This is a genomic window from Fundicoccus sp. Sow4_D5, assembly GCF_052116365.1.
Lineage (GTDB): Bacteria > Bacillota > Bacilli > Lactobacillales > Aerococcaceae > Fundicoccus.
In genome coordinates this window covers 107,616-128,398 of record NZ_JBQKLF010000009.1, presented here as the reverse complement: position 1 = coordinate 128,398, position 20,783 = coordinate 107,616, and the positions used below count along the sequence as shown (strand labels likewise).

20 protein-coding genes and 1 other annotated feature are annotated in these 20,783 nt (G+C 37.8%); of the genes, 16 read left to right on the top strand and 4 right to left on the bottom strand.

The genetic code is table 11. The features are described from left to right. The first annotated feature begins 512 nt into the window (after nt 1-512). From ACTQ45_RS10765 to ACTQ45_RS10745, 5 genes are all read left to right on the top strand, one after another. On the top strand, nt 513-1,388 hold the full coding sequence (locus ACTQ45_RS10765; RefSeq protein ID WP_441752653.1) for a YitT family protein: 876 nt from the start codon (nt 513-515) through the stop codon (nt 1,386-1,388). A 470-nt stretch (nt 1,389-1,858) separates the two neighbouring features. Then, nucleotides 1,859-2,587, top strand: a complete 729-nt coding sequence (locus ACTQ45_RS10760; RefSeq protein WP_441752652.1) for an amino acid ABC transporter ATP-binding protein — start codon at nt 1,859-1,861, stop codon at nt 2,585-2,587. A 65-nt stretch (nt 2,588-2,652) separates the two neighbouring features. Then, entirely contained in the window at nt 2,653-3,459 is an 807-nt protein-coding gene (locus ACTQ45_RS10755; RefSeq protein ID WP_441752651.1) for a transporter substrate-binding domain-containing protein, read from the top strand. 53 nt (nt 3,460-3,512) lie between these two features. Next, the gene (locus ACTQ45_RS10750; protein WP_441752650.1) at nt 3,513-4,220 is read left to right on the top strand and encodes an amino acid ABC transporter permease; all 708 of its coding nucleotides are present in this window, start codon (nt 3,513-3,515) and stop codon (nt 4,218-4,220) included. 14 nt (nt 4,221-4,234) lie between these two features. Beyond that, nucleotides 4,235-4,900 (top strand): amino acid ABC transporter permease, encoded by a 666-nt coding sequence (locus tag ACTQ45_RS10745; protein ID WP_441752649.1) that lies wholly within the window; start codon nt 4,235-4,237, stop codon nt 4,898-4,900. 60 nt (nt 4,901-4,960) lie between these two features. Here the strand turns inward: ACTQ45_RS10745 and merA are convergent, their stop codons facing one another. The 4 genes from merA to ACTQ45_RS10725 form a co-directional block, all read right to left on the bottom strand. Further along, nucleotides 4,961-6,283 (bottom strand): hypothiocyanous acid reductase MerA, encoded by a 1,323-nt coding sequence (gene merA, locus ACTQ45_RS10740; RefSeq protein ID WP_441752648.1) that lies wholly within the window; start codon nt 6,281-6,283, stop codon nt 4,961-4,963. Nucleotides 6,284-7,014: 731 nt separating this feature from the next. Next, nucleotides 7,015-7,323, bottom strand: a complete 309-nt coding sequence (locus tag ACTQ45_RS10735; RefSeq protein WP_441752647.1) for a hypothetical protein — start codon at nt 7,321-7,323, stop codon at nt 7,015-7,017. Between the two features lie 299 nt (nt 7,324-7,622). Further along, a complete protein-coding gene (locus ACTQ45_RS10730) occupies nt 7,623-7,823 on the bottom strand; it encodes a cold-shock protein (RefSeq protein ID WP_441752646.1) in 201 nt (66 codons plus the stop codon). 203 nt (nt 7,824-8,026) lie between these two features. Further along, on the bottom strand, nt 8,027-8,956 hold the full coding sequence (locus ACTQ45_RS10725; protein ID WP_441752645.1) for a LysR family transcriptional regulator: 930 nt from the start codon (nt 8,954-8,956) through the stop codon (nt 8,027-8,029). Between the two features lie 298 nt (nt 8,957-9,254). On the opposite strand from ACTQ45_RS10725, the gene ACTQ45_RS10720 reads away from it, so the two are divergent. From ACTQ45_RS10720 to ACTQ45_RS10670, 11 genes are all read left to right on the top strand, one after another. Next, nucleotides 9,255-10,583 (top strand): GntP family permease, encoded by a 1,329-nt coding sequence (locus tag ACTQ45_RS10720; RefSeq protein ID WP_441752644.1) that lies wholly within the window; start codon nt 9,255-9,257, stop codon nt 10,581-10,583. A 121-nt stretch (nt 10,584-10,704) separates the two neighbouring features. Then, on the top strand, nt 10,705-11,685 hold the full coding sequence (locus ACTQ45_RS10715) for a 3-hydroxyacyl-CoA dehydrogenase family protein (RefSeq protein WP_441763690.1): 981 nt from the start codon (nt 10,705-10,707) through the stop codon (nt 11,683-11,685). A gap of 110 nt (nt 11,686-11,795) precedes the next feature. Further along, nucleotides 11,796-11,843: a sequence feature (sodium ion sensor (DUF1646 type); this cis-regulatory element may regulate processes involved in with the transportation of sodium ions), on the top strand. A gap of 383 nt (nt 11,844-12,226) precedes the next feature. Beyond that, the gene (locus ACTQ45_RS10710; RefSeq protein WP_153863922.1) at nt 12,227-12,580 is read left to right on the top strand and encodes a hypothetical protein; all 354 of its coding nucleotides are present in this window, start codon (nt 12,227-12,229) and stop codon (nt 12,578-12,580) included. After that, nucleotides 12,540-14,495, top strand: coding sequence for a V-type ATP synthase subunit I (locus ACTQ45_RS10705; RefSeq protein ID WP_441763689.1), 1,956 nt, complete (start codon nt 12,540-12,542; stop codon nt 14,493-14,495). The genes ACTQ45_RS10710 and ACTQ45_RS10705 overlap by 41 nt, the downstream gene beginning before the upstream one ends. 55 nt (nt 14,496-14,550) lie before the next feature. Then, nucleotides 14,551-15,027 carry a V-type ATP synthase subunit K gene (locus tag ACTQ45_RS10700; RefSeq protein WP_153863924.1) on the top strand — a complete coding sequence of 159 codons (477 nt, stop codon included), beginning with the start codon at nt 14,551-14,553 and terminating at the stop codon, nt 15,025-15,027. Nucleotides 15,028-15,076: 49 nt separating this feature from the next. Further along, nucleotides 15,077-15,658 (top strand): hypothetical protein, encoded by a 582-nt coding sequence (locus ACTQ45_RS10695; RefSeq protein WP_441763688.1) that lies wholly within the window; start codon nt 15,077-15,079, stop codon nt 15,656-15,658. An 11-nt stretch (nt 15,659-15,669) separates the two neighbouring features. Continuing rightward, nucleotides 15,670-16,674, top strand: coding sequence for a V-type ATPase subunit (locus ACTQ45_RS10690; protein WP_441763687.1), 1,005 nt, complete (start codon nt 15,670-15,672; stop codon nt 16,672-16,674). Continuing rightward, on the top strand, nt 16,664-16,975 hold the full coding sequence (locus tag ACTQ45_RS10685; protein WP_441763686.1) for a V-type ATP synthase subunit F: 312 nt from the start codon (nt 16,664-16,666) through the stop codon (nt 16,973-16,975). Before ACTQ45_RS10690 ends, ACTQ45_RS10685 begins: the two co-directional genes overlap by 11 nt. A gap of 11 nt (nt 16,976-16,986) precedes the next feature. Next, nucleotides 16,987-18,768, top strand: coding sequence for a V-type ATP synthase subunit A (locus ACTQ45_RS10680; RefSeq protein ID WP_441763685.1), 1,782 nt, complete (start codon nt 16,987-16,989; stop codon nt 18,766-18,768). Then, complete coding sequence (locus ACTQ45_RS10675; RefSeq protein WP_441763684.1) at nt 18,768-20,150, top strand: V-type ATP synthase subunit B; 1,383 nt, start codon at nt 18,768-18,770, stop codon at nt 20,148-20,150. The genes ACTQ45_RS10680 and ACTQ45_RS10675 overlap by 1 nt, the downstream gene beginning before the upstream one ends. Then, nucleotides 20,150-20,782, top strand: coding sequence for a V-type ATP synthase subunit D (locus ACTQ45_RS10670; protein ID WP_441752634.1), 633 nt, complete (start codon nt 20,150-20,152; stop codon nt 20,780-20,782). Before ACTQ45_RS10675 ends, ACTQ45_RS10670 begins: the two co-directional genes overlap by 1 nt. Nucleotide 20,783: the final 1 nt, after the last annotated feature.

The following is a 20,783-nucleotide window of genomic DNA, read 5'->3' as shown; positions in this document are numbered from 1 at the left end:
TTGGCACATCTTCGATAAATAATCACTGTATTTGTTGCTTTTTAAGCCCGTAAAATTGAAAATACCTGCGGAATGACCCCAAGACGCCGTGTCATCTAGGTGACACGTATTCCGCGAACCTCTGGACGCCGTGTCATTTATATGACACGTGCTGAATATAAATGATTACTCCATCGTAAGGTAGTTTTTTCACTATGGATAAAGAGAATAGAAGGGTCTTTTCTCTTAACGGGCAGTAATTGTGACGACTTAAAATTTTCTAGACTAGGAAGGAAGTGCTTGTTTTCCAAAGAGAGTCGTAGGTTTATCCTAAGGTCGTGAAAGGATGGAGTCGTCTTATTATAGTGCGGATTATCAAATTGGTACAGCTTGATAGAAAATTCACTTCCGGTAACAGACACTCCTGCAGCAAGAAAGAGATTTATGGTGTCATATAATTCTTACTTTGTATCTGTGTAAATATACTGATAGACGTGTATAATAATGAGGTAGAAAACGAAAGGGTGAGTTTTATGCAGTTTCTGAAAAGGAAAGACACGTGGATTTCCGTTCTGATGGTCATATTAGGGACGTTTCTATATGCGCTGACAGTTAATGCGTTGGTAATTCCCAATACCTTGGGTGAAGGTGGCGCAACCGGGATGACGTTGATTATTTACTACTGGATGGGTTGGAACCCTTCTATAGTAAGTTTTATCCTAAATGCCTTATTATTAGTCATCGGCTGGCGGCATTTAGAAAGACGGCAAATTTTTTATACAATCGTTTCGATGTTCGTTATGTCGATTGCCTTGGAGTATACAGCTGACGTCGTGTTTGTTTCGTCAAACTCTTTGGTGGCGCCAATTGCAGCCGGTGTGACGAGTGGGATTGCGATTGGGATTGTCTCCTTAGGAGGAGGTACGACTGGCGGGACGGAAATTATTGCTTGGATTATGAAAAAATATTTAGGCGTTGGTATTTCGGCTGGCTTACTGCTAATTGATATTCTAGTAGTGATTCCTTTAAGTTTACAAATCGGACTCGAGAGGAGCGTCCTGACATTAGTGATGCTGTATGTAATGTCGAAAGTCTTGAACTTTGTCATTGAAGGGTTCAATCCTAAAAAATCGATTACGATTATCTCTAAGAAGCATCAAGAAATTGCTGCCAAAATTCAAAAGAAAGTCGATCGTGGGATTACGATTTTAGATGGAAAAGGATATTATTCTAAAGAACCACATCAAATCCTATATATCGTGATCAATCGTCACCAATTAATTAATGTTCAGAATATTATTTATGAACTCGATCCTCATGCGTTCGTAATCATAACGGATGTTCAACAAGTAATTGGTGAAGGCTTTACATTTTATCTAAATGAAGAAGATGTGACACACAACGCTTAAATAATGCTGAGAGCCAGACAGCTAATGATAATTTAACTTGGAAATTCCTTTTAAAGGAGTTTTTGAGTTATTTTTTTAGCCTTCTTAATGAAAAATTTACAATTTATTTTTTATAAAATAATAAAAAGATCCAGATTACATAAAACTCTTGAAAATGGAAGAATAGTGTTAAATAGAAGTTCGATTTCGAAGCAGTTAGAATCAGAAGATTCTTGAAGAAGAGTGAAGAGGCTTGATAAATAGGCTTTTGGATAATCGAGTTAAATACTTCTAAATAATGAAAGTTCTCAGTTTATGTGAGGTAATGTGACAAAGTTCGTAAAGTAGAATTAGTAATTGATTATTAATTTATTATAAAATATTTGCGATAACATTAAATTAAAGTGAAGATTGCACTAGATTTTACTCATTAATTCTGATAATCTTCAATATAGGAATTCAATTTGGTTCCTTTGAAAGGATGTGAATAAATGATTCATATGGAAAACGTCAATAAATTCTTTGGCGATCACCATGTATTGCAGAATATCTCTCTAGACATAGAAGAAGGAGAGAAGGTAGTAATTATTGGTCCCTCGGGGTCCGGTAAGAGTACACTCATCCGTTGTATGAACCGTTTGGAGGATATTTCAAGTGGGACGGCACAAGTGAATGGGTTTGATTTAACGGATAAGAAGGTCCCCATTCTGAAGGTGCGACAGAAGGTTGCGATGGTTTTTCAGAATTTTAATTTGTATTCACATAAGACCATTTTAGAGAATGTCACACTAGCTCCCATCAATGTATTGAAAGTTAAAAAAGCAGAAGCCATTCGTTCGGGTATGGAATATTTGAAGAAAGTTGGGATTGAGGATAAGGCAAATGCCTATCCAGCACAACTATCTGGTGGTCAGCAGCAACGTGTTGCGATTGCGAGAGCTTTAAACATGCATCCCGAAGTCATTTTATTTGATGAACCTACCTCAGCTCTTGATCCAGAAACGATTCAAGAGGTGTTAGATGTTATGACAAAGTTATCTGAGTTGAATATTACAATGGTTGTTGTGACTCACGAAATGGGCTTTGCTCGAAAAGTGGCCGATCGTGTTATTTTTATGGATCAAGGTGTCATTGTCGAACAAGGACCTCCTGAAGACTTCTTTACGAATACTCAAAACCAGAGAGCTAAAGATTTCTTAAGTAAAATTATTGTCAATTAAACTTAAAGTCCTATTTTGTTATAGATTTGTTATAGAAAATATTTTATTAAAAGGAGATTTTATTTATGAAAAACTGGAAGAAATTATTAACTGTTTTAACTGCCACGGCCTTAACTGGCTTGGTTGCTTTAGCACCTGCTACTGCCTTAGCACAAGATGATTTACCGGCTGGCGTTCAAGCAATTAAAGATGCGGGTGTTCTAAAAGTGGGGGTTAAAGAAGATGTTCCTGGCTTTGGATTCTTTAGTCCAGATACAAATGATCACGAAGGTTTCGAAATTGATTTAGCCCGTAAAATTGCTGAAGAAATTACAGGGAGTGCGGATAACGTAGAATTTACTGGTGTCACCGCTAAAACTAGAGGTCCTTTATTAGACAATGGTGAAGTGGATATGATTATTGCGACCTTTACGATTACAGAAGAACGTAAAGAAACCTATAACTTTACAGAACCATATTATACTGATGAAGTTGGTTTCTTAGTGAAAACAGCAGATGGTTATACAGATTTAGCAAGTTTAGCTGGTAAAAACATCGGCGTATCTCAAACATCAACTACTCAAGCGAAAATTGAAGAAGAAGGTGCTAAAGATGACTTAAGCTTCAACTTCAGCGAGTATGGAACATATCCAGAGTTAAAAGCTGCTTTAACAGCAAATCGTATTGATGCGTTTGCCGTGGATAAATCAATCTTAGCCGGTTATGTGGATGACCAAACTGAAATCTTGGAAGTTGGTTTTGCACCACAAGAATATGGTGTGACAACTAAATTAGATAATAAAGATTTAAATGACTACTTAAATGCTTTATTAGCAGAGTGGGAAGAAGATGGTTCTTTAGCTGAAATGAAAACAGCGCACGGTTTAGACTAAATCGCTAGGCTGGCTAAAAGATTATCGTAAAAAAACACGAGGAGGAATAAACAATGTCATTAATGGCAGCTATCTCGTGGTTAGAAGAAGGACCTTTTGCATTGAGAAGATGGGCAGCGCTCTTTGAAGACCTGCCTCTTTTCTTTGACTCATTTCTCTATACCATTGGGCTTGCGGTTGGAGCCCTCATTCTTGCGTTGATACTAGGAACTCTCGTGGGAATTGTTTCGAGCTCACGCAATAAATTATTAACCATCTTAACCAGAATTTTTGTTGAGTTTTTTCAAAATACGCCTCTATTGATACAGGTGTTTTTCGTCTATTATGGCCTACCGATGGTTGGCGTTGTCTTAGATACTTATACAATCGGGATTCTTTGTGTTGGGATTTATACGAGTGCTTATATTGCGGAAGTTATTCGTTCAGGCATTCAGTCGGTTCCTAAAGGACAGCTGGAAGCTGGCTTTTCGCAAGGGTTTACTTATTGGGGGGCAATGCGTCATATTATCCTGCCACAAGCCTTCCGTATTATTCTGCCACCTTTAACAAACCAAGTGGTTAACTTGATTAAAAACACGTCGACCGTCGCGATTATTTCCGGAGCGGATATTATGTTTAGAGCGAATAGTTGGTCATCGCAAAACTTACATTATGTACCAGCCTTTGCTTTTGCGGCGCTTCTATACTTTATTCTCTGTTTCCCTCTAACGATGTTAGCCACACGATTAGAGGAAAAGAATAAAAAAGCGTATGCGCGCTAGGAAGGAGATAGACGATGAGTTTTCAAGAACAAGCAATGCAAATATTTACTTACAATAATATGAAGTTTTTATTAGATGGCTTAGGGCTAACCCTATACATTTCTTTCGTTGCGATTGTTTTAAGTACCGTCTTTGGAACGATTTTAGCGATCTGGCGAGCGCGTTCTAAATCAATTTTAAAATGGCTTGCTATTATTTATATTGAAATTGTTCGAAATGTACCGAATATTCTCTGGATTTTTGTTATCTTTTTGATTTTTAAATTAAAATCAGTTGAAGCAGGAATCGTGAGCTTTACCGTCTTTACGACCGCAGCCATGGCTGAGATTATTCGTGGAGGCTTAAACAGTGTCAATACTGGAGAAGTAGAAGCTGCAGAGTCACAAGGTTTAAAAAGTTATCAAGTGATGTGGCATATTGTCTTGCCACAGGCCTTCAGAAACATGTTGCCCTCTATTATTTCTCAGTTTGTTACGGTTATTAAAGACACGAGTTTCTTGTATTCAGTACTTGCCCTACAAGAACTACTGGGTAAAGCGAATATTTTAATGGGTCGCTATGCGACGACCACTCAAGTGTTCATGCTTTATGCTTTATTAGCCTTAATTTATTTTATAATAAATTTCTCTATTTCGTCATTCTCCCGCTATCTAGAAAAAAGCTGGGTCCATACGAAATAATTAAAAGTCAAACAACCAATATGTTAGCTGTTGTCAGCAGACATACTGGTTGTTGTTTGCTTAGAGATTAAATAAATCATTGAAAGATTCAGCCATGGTAGGATGGGTGAAAATTTGATCACGTAGGGTGCTATAAGGAAGTTGATAATCAGTTACTGTCTTAATTATGTTGATTAATTCTTCAGACGAGTGCCCATATAAACTGGCACCCAAAATCTCTTGAGTATCCGCATCTACGACTGCCTTGAATAAACCGCGGTCATCATTGTTAATAAAGTGTCTTGGCATACTTGAAACAGGCACGCTGCCTTCCAGTATATTGTGACCAGCTTTTTTGGCCTGACTTGCGGTCATGCCGATTCTAGATAGGGGAGGATCAACAAAAAGTGTATAAGGGACTAAACCACGTGTTTCTGTCGTTTTAGCTCCATCACCGAGTAGATGGCTTTTGACGATCCGATAATCATCTAAAGAAATGTAAGTGAATTGAGGCCCGCCTTTGACATCTCCAACAGCATAAATATGGTCAACAGAAGTTTGTAAATGCTGATTAACCAATAGTTCGCCTTTTTCACCAGTTTTCAAAGATGTCGCTTCAAGTCCAAAATCAGTATTAGGAACCCGACCCGTTGCTAAAAGAACAGTATCACCAGTGAATTGGCCTCTATTAGTGTGGACGATGGTTTGCTTACCTTGATCTTCAAACTTATTGATCACTGCTTCATCGATGAACTTTATACCTTGCTTTATCAAGTTGTCATAGAGAGCAGAAGCAATTTCACGATCCTCCTGATGCAAAATATGAGCCTTATCGTGGATAATAGTGACTTTTGTACCGAAGGATCGATAAATGGTCGCAAATTCTAAAGCGATATAACCAGCACCAATAATCAGCATTTCACGAGGCTGTTGGGACAAATTTAATACCCCAGTAGAATCAAACAAATGATGGGACTCATTAACCCCTTCAATGTCTGGGATATTTGCCCGTGAGCCAGTGTTGATGACTATTCTGTCGGCAGTCAGCGTCTCAATAATTTCCTGGGAGGAGTCTAGTAAGAGGAGTTCATGGTCGTTTTTAAATTTAGCGTAATGTGTATAAATATCGACATTGTCTAAAGTGTTTAAATTATCAAAATTTTTCTGATTTAAAGTATTGACGACTGAAAATTTTCGACTAATCGCTTGTAAGAAAGAGCCAGAGCGTAATCCTTCCATTAATAGTGTTTTTGTAGGAATACATGCGACGTTAATACATGTCCCGCCATACATTTGGGCGCTTTGTTCGATGAGTGCGACCCTCTTGCCTTGTAAGGCGAAGTCTTTCGCGAGTGTTTTTCCGGCTTTTCCAAAACCAATGACGATTAAATCATATGTCTTCATCTGGTCACATCCTTATTATAATATTTCACTATTATTATTATATTGAAGAATGTATACAATCACAATGTAAACGGCTTCAGCTTTAGGAGCTTATAAGAACTTAGTGAAAGCGTTGCGTTGGTTTGAATAGCCAAGTAGGAAGAATACTAGAAGTCGATTGTCGTGTTTAATCAAAAAAAACCAGTCACCAGAGAAAGTGTTGTGGAGGAATAAGGCCTAGTCAGATAGGCCTAACAGCCTCAAGTAGGAAAAATCTATTTTCTTGACACACTCGATGCTCACGTGAATACAGTAGAGTCGAAGGATTTCAGATAAGAGTATCCACAGTAGAAACCTCTCATGTGATAGTCTAGGACATAGAGTGACTTATGGATTAGCATCAGCGAATATCATCCAAAATTTGGGATCGTTTACCTACACAAAAACAGTCAAAAACGAAAAAACTTTGGATGACTCACCGTTTCTGACTGTTTTGTCTGCTAATTAAAGCAATCTGGATTGATATAGAGTTGACTCAGCTAGTTTACAATCGAGAGATAGTGTTTATGGAAGAGAGATTTAATGCTCACAAACATTGTTTAAAATCACTGTCTTTAAGAGGCAAGAGAAAGAAGATCAACTAGTCTTCCGCTAAACTTTCTTTGATTAATTGAGCAAGTGTGTCTAAGTTCACGTTTTCGAGCTTAGTAAAACTGATGCTACTAGCGCCTGCTTTTACTTACCCTAATTGATCATGGTAGGCTTTGGCAATGTATTGCCCCCTCTTTGATTGCAGGGACATATAAACTGTAGTAATTCTTTTGACGAGCAATTCCAAATTTGAACCACGTGCCAGTTTCGCCACTTTTTGTTTGATATGCCATTTCGCCGAAACCAAGGATATTTTGTTCACTACCACCCCAAAAGATACCACTCCAAACGGAGTGCGTAGTTTTTGGTGCTACTTGGTGGACTAAATCAACTAAAGTTTTTATTACAACTTGGTGTTTCGAATCGAGGGTCTGTACGTAATCTTCGATGGATAAGTTTGTCTTTTCCATAATATGTCACCTTCAATTAAAGTATTTTGCTATGTTTCGCTAAGCTTACCATATAACTGTGTAAAATGAGGCGAGAAAGCTCTTAGAGAAGGTGTAAATAGGAGCAGCGAATCTGTTGTGAAGTATATAAGCTATAAACTTAGCTAATGACAGTCTACATTATATCCTAATATTTCACCTCGATAGGAGTACGAAATCTCTGATAGTATGAGAAAGCCTTGACCGACTGCTTTTAAAAGTAAGTAAAGAAAAACGCCTCAGCAGGTTATGCTGAAGCGTTTGTTATGTTTAAGTTAAAATTAAGCTTTGTTAACGTTAACTGCTTGAGGTCCACGGTTACCTTGTTCTACGTCGAAAGTAACTGCTTGGCCTTCTTCTAAAGTTTTGAAACCATCTGTTTGGATAGCTGAGAAGTGAACAAATACGTCATCTGCGCCATCACGTTCGATGAAGCCAAAACCTTTGTCTGCGTTAAACCATTTTACTGTACCGTTATTCATAATGAAATTCCTCCATGTGCTTTTGCACGTAATATTTGTAATACATCGTTCCAAAACTTTAAGAGAGAATTTATCATACTTATGAATAAAAGACTTTCTAATTTTGTTAACCAATTTACTACAATATCTAATATACCTCTAAATCCTTAAGATGTAAAGTTATTTCGTAAACTTAATGTTTTCTTACGAATTTATTGCGTTATTCACTCTAGCCTATCATCAATTGTGACGATATCTTGCCCATTATTGAAATAATCATTCAAACTATCTAAAACATAAGTTTCAAGTGTCGTATAACTATTCTTTTTAGGAAAGGCTGCAACGACGTCCCAGTGAATCGTATGTTCAATCGGTCGCTCGACAATAATATCACCGCGGATGAAATCCATCACAGGACGCGGAAGAATCGTCACGAGATTATTCGTTTTAATAGCCTCTATAAAGAAATCCCACGAACTCGAATAAATCGCATGGCGTGGATGACTATTATAGGTATTAAATTTAGTGTTTAATAAATGGTGAATCATAAAAGAGTCATCAAACATGATCACTTTTGCCTGACGAAAATCTTTCCATGTTAATCGCTCTTGTTCTGCAAGTGGATGATTTGTATGCATATAAGCCATTAACTGATCGTGATGTAAGTGAATCTCATTAAAAATACTATTATTCAGCGAGTTAGGCTTTAACAGAATCGCAATATCCACTTGTCCCAACATCAACTGCTTCTCTAATTCGAAAGCTCCTTTTTCGATCATCACAAATTTAACGTTAGGATTCTTCGTCATCAACTGTAGCATCACGTCTGAGAATAATAAACTTAAAATCAAAGGAGGGACGCCTATCCGGATTGTACCGCCATAGAAAGAAGACAGTTCGCGAATGTTTCTCATCATGCCTTCGTGTTCCTCTACTAACTCAAGGCCCTTAGCATAAAGCAATTCACCTACGGGAGTTAAACTTTTTAAACGACCATTTAAGCGATTAAATAAATCAATACCTTCCGTATGTTCAAAATTTAGTACGAAACGACTGAGCGCGGGTTGAGAAATATGCAACTTTTGAGCTGTCGTTGATAAATTAAAGTCATTATCAACGATCGCAACGAAATATCTTAACTGAGAAATGTCCACAACAAGACTCCTTCCAATTTTTGTGCACGTACGCGCATAGCTTAATTAATCCTATCATAACATTCAGTAATAATTTTGTATAACCTTTTTGCCAGTCATGAATCTACTGGACAACATAGGATGTAGCAGGTCTAGTGAAATTTTTATGTTCAGATGAAGCGTCATCGATTACAGCATCTCAGTTCAATATTGATGGTGGTTGGGTAGCAGGTTAAAATATCGAACGAGTCGAGCAGGGAGTCGTTTGATTGGGGAATAAGCGACTTCTTTTAACTGCTCTATCAAAAAGGAGAAAATTATGATCAGCTTATTAGGGATTTTTTTTGGCTTAGGATTGTTGATGTTTCTAGCGTTTAGAGGTTATTCGATTGTTTGGATTGCTCCTTTATGTGCGGGTATTGTAGGAGCTATGGGTGGTTTAGACATTATAGAAACTTACATGGGACCGTATATGGAAGGTTTAGTAGGGTTTGTTAAATCATGGTTCCCAGCTTTTATGCTAAGTGCCATTTTTGGTAATTTGATGGATGTAACGGGATCAGCAAAATCAATCGCGACCTGGTTAACGAACTTGCTCGGTGCTAAAGCAGCTATTGCAGCTGTAACATTAGGATGTGCTTTGTTAACTTATGGTGGTGTGTCACTATTCGTAAATGTGTTCGCTATTTACCCACTAGCTTTGGCGGTATTTGAAGAAGCGAACATCACAAGAAAACTGATTCCAGGGGCAATTGCATTAGGCGCCTTTACCTTTACCATGACTGCAGTTCCTGGAACGCCACAAATTCAAAACTTGATTCCAATGCAATATTTCGAAACAGATGCAATGGCAGCACCTATTATGGGGATTGCCGCAACATTAGTATTATTCTTTGGTGGTTTATTCTATTTAGAATGGCGTAAACGCAGTTATGAAAAGAAAGGTGAGTTTTTCACTCAACCTGAAGCAGCTCATGGAGCAACAGCCATTGATGCTGCAGAACTACCGAACCCATATATATCATTTATTCCTTTAATCGTAGTAGTAGTAGTTTTAAACTTTGTACCTGTATTAATAGGACTAGATTCAGCAAGTCCATTAAACATTATTTATGCACTGTTATCAGGCAATATCTTAGTAATGCTTCTGAATTTAAGTGAAAAAGAATCCTTTATTCCGGCTATCAACAAAGGGGCGCAAGGTTCTATTGGAGCGATTATGAACACTGCAGCTGCTGTCGGACTTGGATCAGTTGCTCGTGCAGTTCCAGGCTTCCAAGTGCTAACGGACGCTATTATGAATATTCCGGGTAGTCCATTAATTTCACTATCGATAGCAGTTAACGTTTTAGCAGGAGCAACAGGATCTGCTTCTGGTGGTATGGGTATTGCTTTAGAAGCCCTTGGTGCGAAGTATATGGAACTAGCTCAACAAACAGGTATTGCACCTGCTGCCTTCCACCGTGTTGCATCATTGTCCTCTGGAGGACTAGATACTTTGCCGCATAACGGTGCTGTACTAACATTGTTGAATAATACAGGTATGTCACATAAAGATTCATATGTGGACATTATGGTTACATCACTTATTATGACAGTGGTAGCCACGATTGTAGCTATTACTTTGGCTTCAATGGGAATCTATTAATATTAGTAACTGGGATGACCTTTGAATTGTTCAAATTGAACATTTTATTGGTGTAGGAAGTGAAACCTTGTTCTTGTATCTAAGGACAAGATTTTATTAGTTTGGAGAAAAAGAGCCTGAAATGAAAGATATTACTCAAATTAAACGTATTGGTATTGCTGGAGCTGGAACGATGGGATATTCGATGGCAGAAATATTCGCTGCTTTCGGATATGAGGTTCTGTTATTTGATATATCAGCTGAACAAGTCAATAAAGCTCAAGATTTCATTCGGATTAACCGAAAAGTAGAAGTTGAACAAAATCGATTAACTGCTGAAGAGTCAGCAGAGTTGATTCAAAGAATCAAGTTTACAACCGAAATGGAATTGCTTGCTCATGTTGATTTTATTGTTGAGGCAATTGTGGAAAACATTGATATCAAACTATCTTTCTGGTCACAATTATCTAGAATTGTTCCCGAAGATATTGTATTAGTGAGTAATACATCAGGTTTGAGTATTACAAAACTTGCGACTGCAGTTGAGAAACCTGAGCGGTTTCTTGGAATGCACTGGATAAATCCACCGCATATTATCCGGTTGATTCAAGTAATTAAAGGTGAGAAGACTTCCGATGAGAATGCCAAAATAGTGATAGATTTAGCTGAAAGTGTTGAGAAAAAAGCAGTCGCAGTTAATGATGCGCCTGGATTTGTTTTAAATAGGATTCAGTTTGCTGTGATGCGAGAAGCTTTACATATATTAGAAGCAGGCATAGCTGATGAAGCTGGGATTGATGCGGTAATGAAATATGGATTAGGCATTCGTTACGCAAGCTTAGGACCTTTCGAAGTAGCCGATTTTGGAGGACTAGATATTTTCCACAATATTTCTGAGTATTTGTTTGCAGATTTATCAAATGCAGAAAGAGATTTTGGAAAAATGAAAGAATTATTTGAAGCAGGTCACTTAGGTGTTAAAACAGGCAAGGGCTTTTATGATTATAGCGACGGCAAGGTTGAGGAAGTTATTCGTCAAAGAAATATAAATTATGAAAGAGTAGCAGAAGCACTTTATGACCGCTTGGACAAAAGTGAAAAAATGAACGAAGGCTCTGAATAATTTGAGATTTAATGTTTATTCTTAAGGATTTATGTTATACTAATAGTATCGTGTTTAATAAGTTTTTAATTTATCACGCGGTAATAATAATAGGATAATATTAAATAAATGGTTGGGCATTATGCTTCAAGGATCAGTTCTTCAAGGGGTGAGAAGAACAAAGTTTTTTGTCGCGTAGTGCATAAAGCGCACTTCGTTTACGGAGTGCGCTTTTTGTATGTTTTTCAAGGATAAGAATCAAAAGCTAAAATCAAAAAGCTTTTTGACTACTTCAAACATAACCAATCATTGGAACTGTTTAATGGAGGGATGTCAATATAACTATATAAAAAGGCTGTTTCTAGGCTTTCAAAAGCTTGATATCATTTGATATTTACTATGTGAAGAAGAATTCAATAAAATTGAATAAATATTTCCAATATAGGTAGAAGCGCTGTTATATGGCGATTTTACAGACTGTTCATCAAACAATTAGTATTAGAGAGTATGTAAGGTGCTTTGAGCGAATTATGTACAAAAAAAGTAGAGAGTGAGGAAGGGTATGTCGATAAAAGTTATTGACTATATAAAAGATATTGAAGTTCAAATTGAATATAGTCGCCGTGAATTCGAAGAGACGATTCAGTTCATAGAGAATAATCTTCGTAAAGAAGTTGATGAATTAAAAAGAGTTTACCAAGCTGACTTAGCCGATTATTCTGAGCGGAAAACATCGGATCTCGACGCTCGCTTAGCAGCAGAAGAAGAGCAGTTAGCACAAGAGTTCACGCAAAAGAAAGCGGCTTTAGAAGTACAATTTGAGCAACAGAAAGATCAAATTGTTGACAGAATACTGAAGGAGGTACTGAATCAATATGGGTATCGCCAGAATGAAGAAGCTGACGCTCTTAGCTGAGCAAAAGGAAAAAGATAATGTCTTACTTGCAATGCAAGAAATGCATAATATAGAAGTAATCTCTTTACGAGAGGTACTCGAAAAAGATGAAGTGCCACTTTTAGATGGTTTGCATTTCGAAGAAAGCAAGGAAACGGTCGGTCAATTGACTCAAAACTTGCAAGATATTCGTTACGCAATTTCATTTCTTGATCAGTATGTACCGAAAGCGTCCTTGTTTAAATCTATGCAAAAGAAACGACCAGTGTATTCATTGGCTGACCTAGAGGTTAAAGTGGCAGAAAAAGATTTCAAAACACTGTTGCACCGTGTTGACTATATGGAGCAGACGTTACTTAGTTTAGAAGAAGACCTGAATGAATTGAAAAAAGAAGAAGAATTCTTTAGACAATGGCAACATTTAGAGTTTATGCCGTCTGAGACAACTGCGTTACCACATTTTAACATCCAAGTGGGTACAATAGAGAACGAGAGAGCTCAGTTGTTTGAGGATCGTCTGAATGAATTAGACTCAGCTTACGCGGAAGATATTTACCAATCGAGAGATACTTGGGGTTTTTTAGTTGTTGTGCGTGCAGATGAAGTGGATGAATCAAAAGAAATACTTCAACAAAATGGTTTTCAACCTCTCAAATACAGCTACTCAGATTTACCTAAAGAAGAATTAAAGGCAAATTTGGCGAAGCAAAAGCAGATTCTTGAAAAGATTGCTGAAGAAAAAGAAAGTTTAAAATTTTACCGGGACACTAGAGATCATTTACGTTTAACTGAAGAATATTTTTATAATAAACGTGAACGTGAAAAAGCAAAAGAACTCATGGTGAATCATGAATTTGTTTTTGTAATCAGTGGTTGGACTGAAGCGGATAAAATCGATAGTCACATTGAACATATTGAACAAAATTGTGACAATCAAGCTATTGCTTTCTTCCAATTTGATGTTGAAGATGAAGAAATTGATGACGTACCAACTGTTTTAGATAACCCAGCTTTAGTTAAACCATTTGAGTCGATTACATCGCAATTTGGTTTGCCTAAGTATGACGGTTTTGATCCAACGCCTTGGTACTATCCATTCCATATTGCCTTTTTTGGTATGATGAGTGCGGACTTAGGTTATGGATTGTTATTATGGCTAGCTACTTGGTATGCATTAAAATATTTCGAATTATCTAAAGGAATGAAATCATCTTTACAGCTATTTAATCAATTGTCTTATGGGACAATGGCATTTGGCTTAGTATTCGGTAGTTTTATGGGCTTAGATTTACCGTTTAGAGTTATGAATCTAACAGACAATGTAATTACTGTTATGGGAATCTCAGTAGCCTTAGGTATTATCCATATGCTATTAGGTTATGGAATTAAAATTTATCTAGCAATGAAAGAAAAGGATTACGTGTCAGCATACTTAGATGGCGCTCAATGGGCATTAATACTATTGGGGATTTCCGTAATTGGCTTAAACATGGTCTTCTTTAACATTGACTGGTTAATGACCGCAGGAATCGTTTTAATTTTAGGGAATGTTCTTGGGATGTTCTTAGTCAAAATTTTCTCAAATAAAAACAAACTAGCTGGTATCGGCCAAGCAGCCTTTGGGATTATGGATATTGCCGGTATGGTTGGTGACTTGGTCAGCTATACACGATTAACAGCTTTGGCTGTATCTGGGGCAAATATCGGGATGGCATTTAACTTGATTTTAGGTCTATTGCCACCATTGGCTAGATTTTCAATTGGTGTTATTTTGTTCGTATTACTCCACGCATTAAATATTTTCATTACCTATTTAGGGGCTTATGTTCATACAATGCGTTTAGAGTATGTTGAGTTTTTCGGTAAATTCTTTGATGGTGGCGGAAAAGAATTCAAGCCATTAAAAACCTTAGAGAAATATATCTGGACCAAATAATCGTTTGATACAATATTAAAAAAATACTTATGTAAATTAATGGAGGAATAAAATAATGGAATTTAGTATTCAATATCTTTTCGGACCTGAAAGTGGAATGGTTTTAGGAGCACTAGGTGTCGCAATCGCAATTTTCGCAGCAGGTACCGGATCTGCTATCGCTGTTGGTAACGCTGGTGAGGCTGCTGCAGCTTTAACAAGAGAAAAACCTGAGCTGTTTGGACAAGCGCTTGTATTACAATTACTACCTGCAACTCAAGGGTTATATGGGTTTGTTATCGGTTTGTTAATTTTACTTCAATTAGAAACAGGAATGGCAGCTGGCGATGGTTGGTATTTATTAATGGCTAGTTTACCTGTTGCAATTGCTGGTTACACATCAGCACCATACCAAGCTAAAGCATCAATTGCTGGTATGCAAATTTTAGCTCAACGCCCTGAAAATGCGACACAAGGGATTGTTTACTCAGCGATGGTTGAGACTTATGCAATTTTAGGTTTCGTTGCATCATTATTAATGATTGTATTATAAGAATTTTGCCTATTTTTCAAAAAAATAAAATGAATGAAGGAGGCAAAAAATGGCTAAAATCAATGAGTTAGTTGAACAAGTTGTTAGAAAAGAAACTCAAGCGTATCAAGAAAAAGTTGAAGCAAAACGCGCTGAAACTAAGCAAGCTTTAACAGATAAACAACAGGCTTTACAAGCTGATTTAGTGGCAGAAAAAAGTAAAGTCGATGAGCAACTGAATACACGCTATCAAATTACGCATCAATCTCAAAAGATTGCTCACCGTGATCAATTATTGCGTGAAAAACAAACTTTATTAAACAAAGTCTTTAGTTTAGCTGAAGACCAATTAAATAATTTATCAGCCGAGGATTTTAAAGCATTTGTGACAGATGTACTGACACAATTTAAAGGACAAGGGGTCTTAATGGTTAAACTGGGTGAACACTCTCAAGGCTTACTCGATCAAGGATGGCTTGATTCAGTTGCTATTGAAGGAATCAATGTTCAATTATCTGAAGAATTGGTTCCACAAAATGGTGGGTTTATTCTAGAAAAATCAGGTATTCAGTATAATTTCTTGAGTGATACATTAATTCAAGATGCCAAACAAAGACTGACAGTTGAAATTTCAAAACTGTTTAATCAGTAAGGAGGGATAAGATGTTTGATAACGAATTTGGTTCAATGAACGTGACGATTCGTGTCTTAGAAAATGACCTTCTCAGTCAATCGACGTATGATCGAATGTTAGCTGCTGATTCTTTTGAAGATGCTTTAAGTATTTTGAGAGAAACAACTTACCGTGATGAAGTTGAGAAAGTGTTACGCACTCACAATTACGATGAGATGATTACGGAGGAATTGGAAGGGACTTATCGTCGTTTATTCCAAATATCTCCAGTTACCGAAATTGTCGAATTAGCGACATTGAAATATACTTACCAGAATATTAAGGTCTTGATTAAGGAATTGATCTCTGACCAGGACTATCCGGAGCTCTATTTTGATATTGGTCGTTATGATATTACGGAATTGCGTCAGGCTGTTTCTTTAGGTAAGTCGGATGTGTTGCCGCAAGCATACTTGGATACTATTAATCACGCGAAGTTGGATTATAGCGAGTTTAATAATGTGCATCAAGTGGAAGTGTTGATTGATCGTCATTACTTTGAGCATTTGAAACAATTGGCACTTGAAATTGGTGACCCAGAGATTATTAATATTGTCGATATGCAGATTGATTTTAAAAATATTTCGACATTAATTCGAGCCAAATATCAAAATCGCACCACCAACTTCTTACGTTCCATTTTATCCGATGCGGGTTCTTTTGAAATTGAGAAGTTGATAAAATTAGGTGTGAGCGATGCAAGAACATTGATTCAGTCATTGTCAGAAACGCAATACAAGGACGTGTTAAATGAATCCTTGATTACTGCAGGCATTGGTATTTCATCGATTAAATTTGATTATTATACAGATAATGCCATGATGCGTAAGATGCAAGAGGCAAAATTAAAGTCTTTTGGTCCCTTACCAATGCTGTCATTCATCTATGCGAAAGAAACTCAAGCGCGTAATTTGCGTTTAGTATTATCGGCGAAAGAAAATCATATCGATACAGAGGAAATTAAAGGAAGGATGCGACTAAATTATGTCTCATAAAATTGCTGTTGTTGGGGACAAGGATTCAGTTTTAGCCTTCAAAATGATTGGTTTTGACGTGTTTTTTGCAAGTGAAGCAGGAGAAGCCAGACAAATAGTGGATAAATTAGCCAAAGAAGATTATGGCATTATTTTCCTGACTGAGCAATTGGGCGTGCAAATTCCAGAGACTCTTGAGCGCTATGATGAACTTGTGACACCTGCTGTTATTCTAATTCCTAACCGAATGGGAACGAACAACTTTGGCGAAGAGCGCTTCGCTGGTAACGTTGAACGGGCAGTAGGCATTAAGATAATGTAGGAGGTAAACGATTGAAAAATGGAACGATTATAAGTGTGGCTGGTCCGCTCGTCATTGCTAATGGCATGGAAGATGCGGCAGTTCGTGATATTTGCCGTGTTGGCGATCTCGGGCTGATTGCCGAAATTATTCAAATACGTGGGGATGAAGCCAGCCTCCAAGTTTATGAAGAAACGTCTATGGTAGGACCTGGAGAACCAGTTGTCATTACCGGTGAGCCTTTATCGGTTGAATTAGGACCGGGGATGGTTGCGAATATGTTTGATGGAATTCAACGGCCACTCGATGGTTTCTTAGAAAAAACAGGTGGAAACTATTTAGAACGTGGTGTGGTTGTTGAACCATTAGATCGCGATAAAGAGTGGGAATTCACAGCCGTAGCGACAATTGGTGAAACAGTTGAAGCAGGCGATGTGATTGGAACAATACAAGAAACTCCAGTAATTGAGCACCGTATTATGGTACCACCTGGTGTAAGTGGTGTAGTTAAGAGTATCGCAAGTGGTACTTACAAAGTAACGGATACAATTTATTCTTTAGATACAGACAAAGGTGAGCGTAGTTTTGATATGATTCAACGCTGGCCAGTTCGTAAAGGTCGTCCGTATAAACGTAAATTAGGTATTGAAGAATCCTTATTAACTGGACAACGTGTTATTGATACAATGTTCCCAGTGGCGAAAGGTGGTGCAGCTGCTGTTCCGGGACCTTTTGGGGCTGGTAAGACAGTTGTTCAGCATCAGATTGCTAAATGGGCGAACGTTGACTTAGTGGTTTATGTAGGGTGTGGTGAGCGTGGTAACGAGATGACGGAAGTTATCGATGAGTTCCCGAAATTGATCGACCCGAACACAGGTAATTCAATCATGGACCGTACAATTCTGATTGCGAATACATCAAACATGCCTGTTGCGGCGCGTGAGGCGTCAATCTATACAGGAATTGCAATTGCCGAGTATTTCCGTGATATGGGTTATTCAGTAGCGATCATGGCTGACTCAACATCACGTTGGGCAGAGGCTTTACGTGAAATTTCTGGTCGTTTAGAAGAAATGCCAGGGGATGAAGGTTATCCTGCTTATTTAGGAAGTCGTTTGGCTGACTACTATGAGCGTGCAGGTCGTGTCATTACCTTAGGTAATGATGGCGCTGAGCGTGAAGGTTCAGTAACGGCGATCGGAGCTGTTTCACCTCCAGGTGGGGATACTTCTGAACCAGTTACTCAAAACACATTAAGTGTTGTAAAGGTTTACTGGGGACTAGATAGTTCGCTTTCTCAAAGACGTCACTTCCCAGCCATTAACTGGTTAAGTTCATATTCATTAGATTCAGATATATTAAATGATTACGTCGGAAAACAATTAGGTGTTGATTGGGCTTCAATGGTCAATCATACGCGTAATTTATTACAAGAAGAAGCAGAATTACAAGAGATTGTCCGTTTAGTTGGGGTAGAATCATTACCTGAAACGGACCGTTTAACACTACTGATTAGTAATATGATCCGTGAAAGTTACTTACAACAAAACGCTTACGATGATGTTGATACCTATACATCATTGAAGAAACAACATGTCATGTTAGACATCATTCATGCCTTTGAGTCGAAATCACTTGAAGCGATGAAACTAGGGGCTTACTTTGATGATATTGTCAAAGGAACAGCAGTTGTGCGTGAACAAATTGGACGTATGAAGTATGTTCCAGAAGATTCACCAGAAACATTTACTGAAATTCGTCAATCAGTAGATAGTACGATTCAACATGTACTCGAGAAGGAGGTCTATAAATAATGCGTAAAGAATATACAACAGTAACCGAAATTGTAGATCCTCTAATGACTGTTACAGGCGTTGAAGGCGTTAAGTTTGATGAGTTAGTGGATATTGAATTACAAAACGGTGAACATCGTCGTGGACAAGTATTAGAGGTAACAGGTGATACCGCAATTGTTCAATTGTTTGAAGGATCAAGCGGTATTGTGACACGCGATACGAAAGCGCGTTTCGTGGGACATCCTTTAACTTTAGATGTTTCCGAAGATATGATCGGCCGTCGTTTTGATGGAATGGGCCGTGTCAATGATGGTGGTCCAGACTTAATTCCTGAAGCTTCTCTAGATATCAACGGAATGGCAATTAACCCAATTGCGCGTGAGTATCCAGATGAGTTTATCCAAACAGGAATTTCAACAATTGACCATTTAAACACGTTGGTTCGTGGGCAAAAACTACCAGTTTTCTCTGGTTCAGGTTTACCTCACCAACAATTGGCCGCTCAAATTGCTCGTCAAGCAGCTGTTTTAAATTCAGATGATAAATTTGCGGTAGTCTTTGCCGCGATTGGGATTACGTTTGATGATGCCCAATACTTCATCAAAGACTTTACAGAAACCGGTGCGATCGATCGTTCCGTTGTCTTTATCAACTTAGCTAATGATCCTGCGATTGAGCGTATTGCTACACCAAAAATCGCTTTAACGGCAGCTGAATATCTGGCTTTCGAAAAAGGTATGCACGTGTTAGTTATTATGACGGATATGACGAACTATGCGAATGCTTTACGTGAAGTATCAGCCGCTCGTCGTGAAATTCCAGGTCGTCGTGGTTATCCAGGTTACCTATACACGAACCTTTCGACTATTTATGAACGTGCTGGCAGAATGCGTGGAATAGAAGGCTCGATTACTCAAATTCCAATTTTAGCAATGCCGGAAGATGATATTACTCATCCGATTCCTGACTTAACAGGTTATATTACAGAAGGACAAATTTTATTGTCGCGTGAATTACATAACCAAGGGATTCAACCACCAATTGATGTTATGCCTTCCTTATCACGTTTGAAAGATAACGGAATTGGTGAAGGGAAAACACGCGAGGATCATGCGGCTACGATGAATCAGATGTTCTATGCATACGCCCAAGGGAAAGAAGCAAAAGAATTATCTGCCGTTTTAGGGGATGCTGCCCTGACGGATGTCGACAAGTTGTATCTAGAATTTACAAACCAATTTGAAAAACGTTACGTTAACCAAGGGTTTAGAACCAACCGCTCAATTGACGAAACAATCGAATTAGGTTGGGAACTTCTAAAAATCTTACCAAGAACGGAGTTAACACGTATTCGTACGGAAATGCTTGATAAATATTATCCTGAAACAGGTGAACAATAATGGCAGTTCTAAATGTTAAACCAACACGTATGGAATTAGCGCGTCTAAAAGCGCGTCTAAAATTATCAACTCGTGGTCACAAGCTACTGAAAGATAAACAAGATGGTTTAATGAAAGAATTCGTACTAAAAGTGAAACAGACTAATGCTTTGCGTGCAGATGTGATTGGTCAGTTAGGCCATGCGATGCAACAATTTTCAATTGCGAAATCCTTGGTAGACGATAAATTTATAGAAGAGATTATGGCAATTCCAGCTCAAAGTGTGTCGTTGGATATTGACCGTAAAAACATTCTAAGTGTTCGCGTACCAAAGATGCATTTTAATTACAATGAAGCGACTTCTCAAGGAAAAGTGGAACTTGAGTACGGCTATTTAAATTCGAATGCAGAACTAGATATTGCTTTTGAAGAGTTAATCGAGATCATGCCTAAGTTGTTAGAATTCGCAGAACTTGAGAAAACTTGTCAACTTATGGCGGTTGAAATTGAGCGAACACGTCGCCGTGTTAATGCTTTAGAATACCGTACGATTCCTGATTTAGAAGAAACCATTTACTATATTCGTATGAAACTGGAAGAAAGCGCACGTGCGACAACTTCTCGTTTGATGAAGATTAAGGATATGGGTTAAG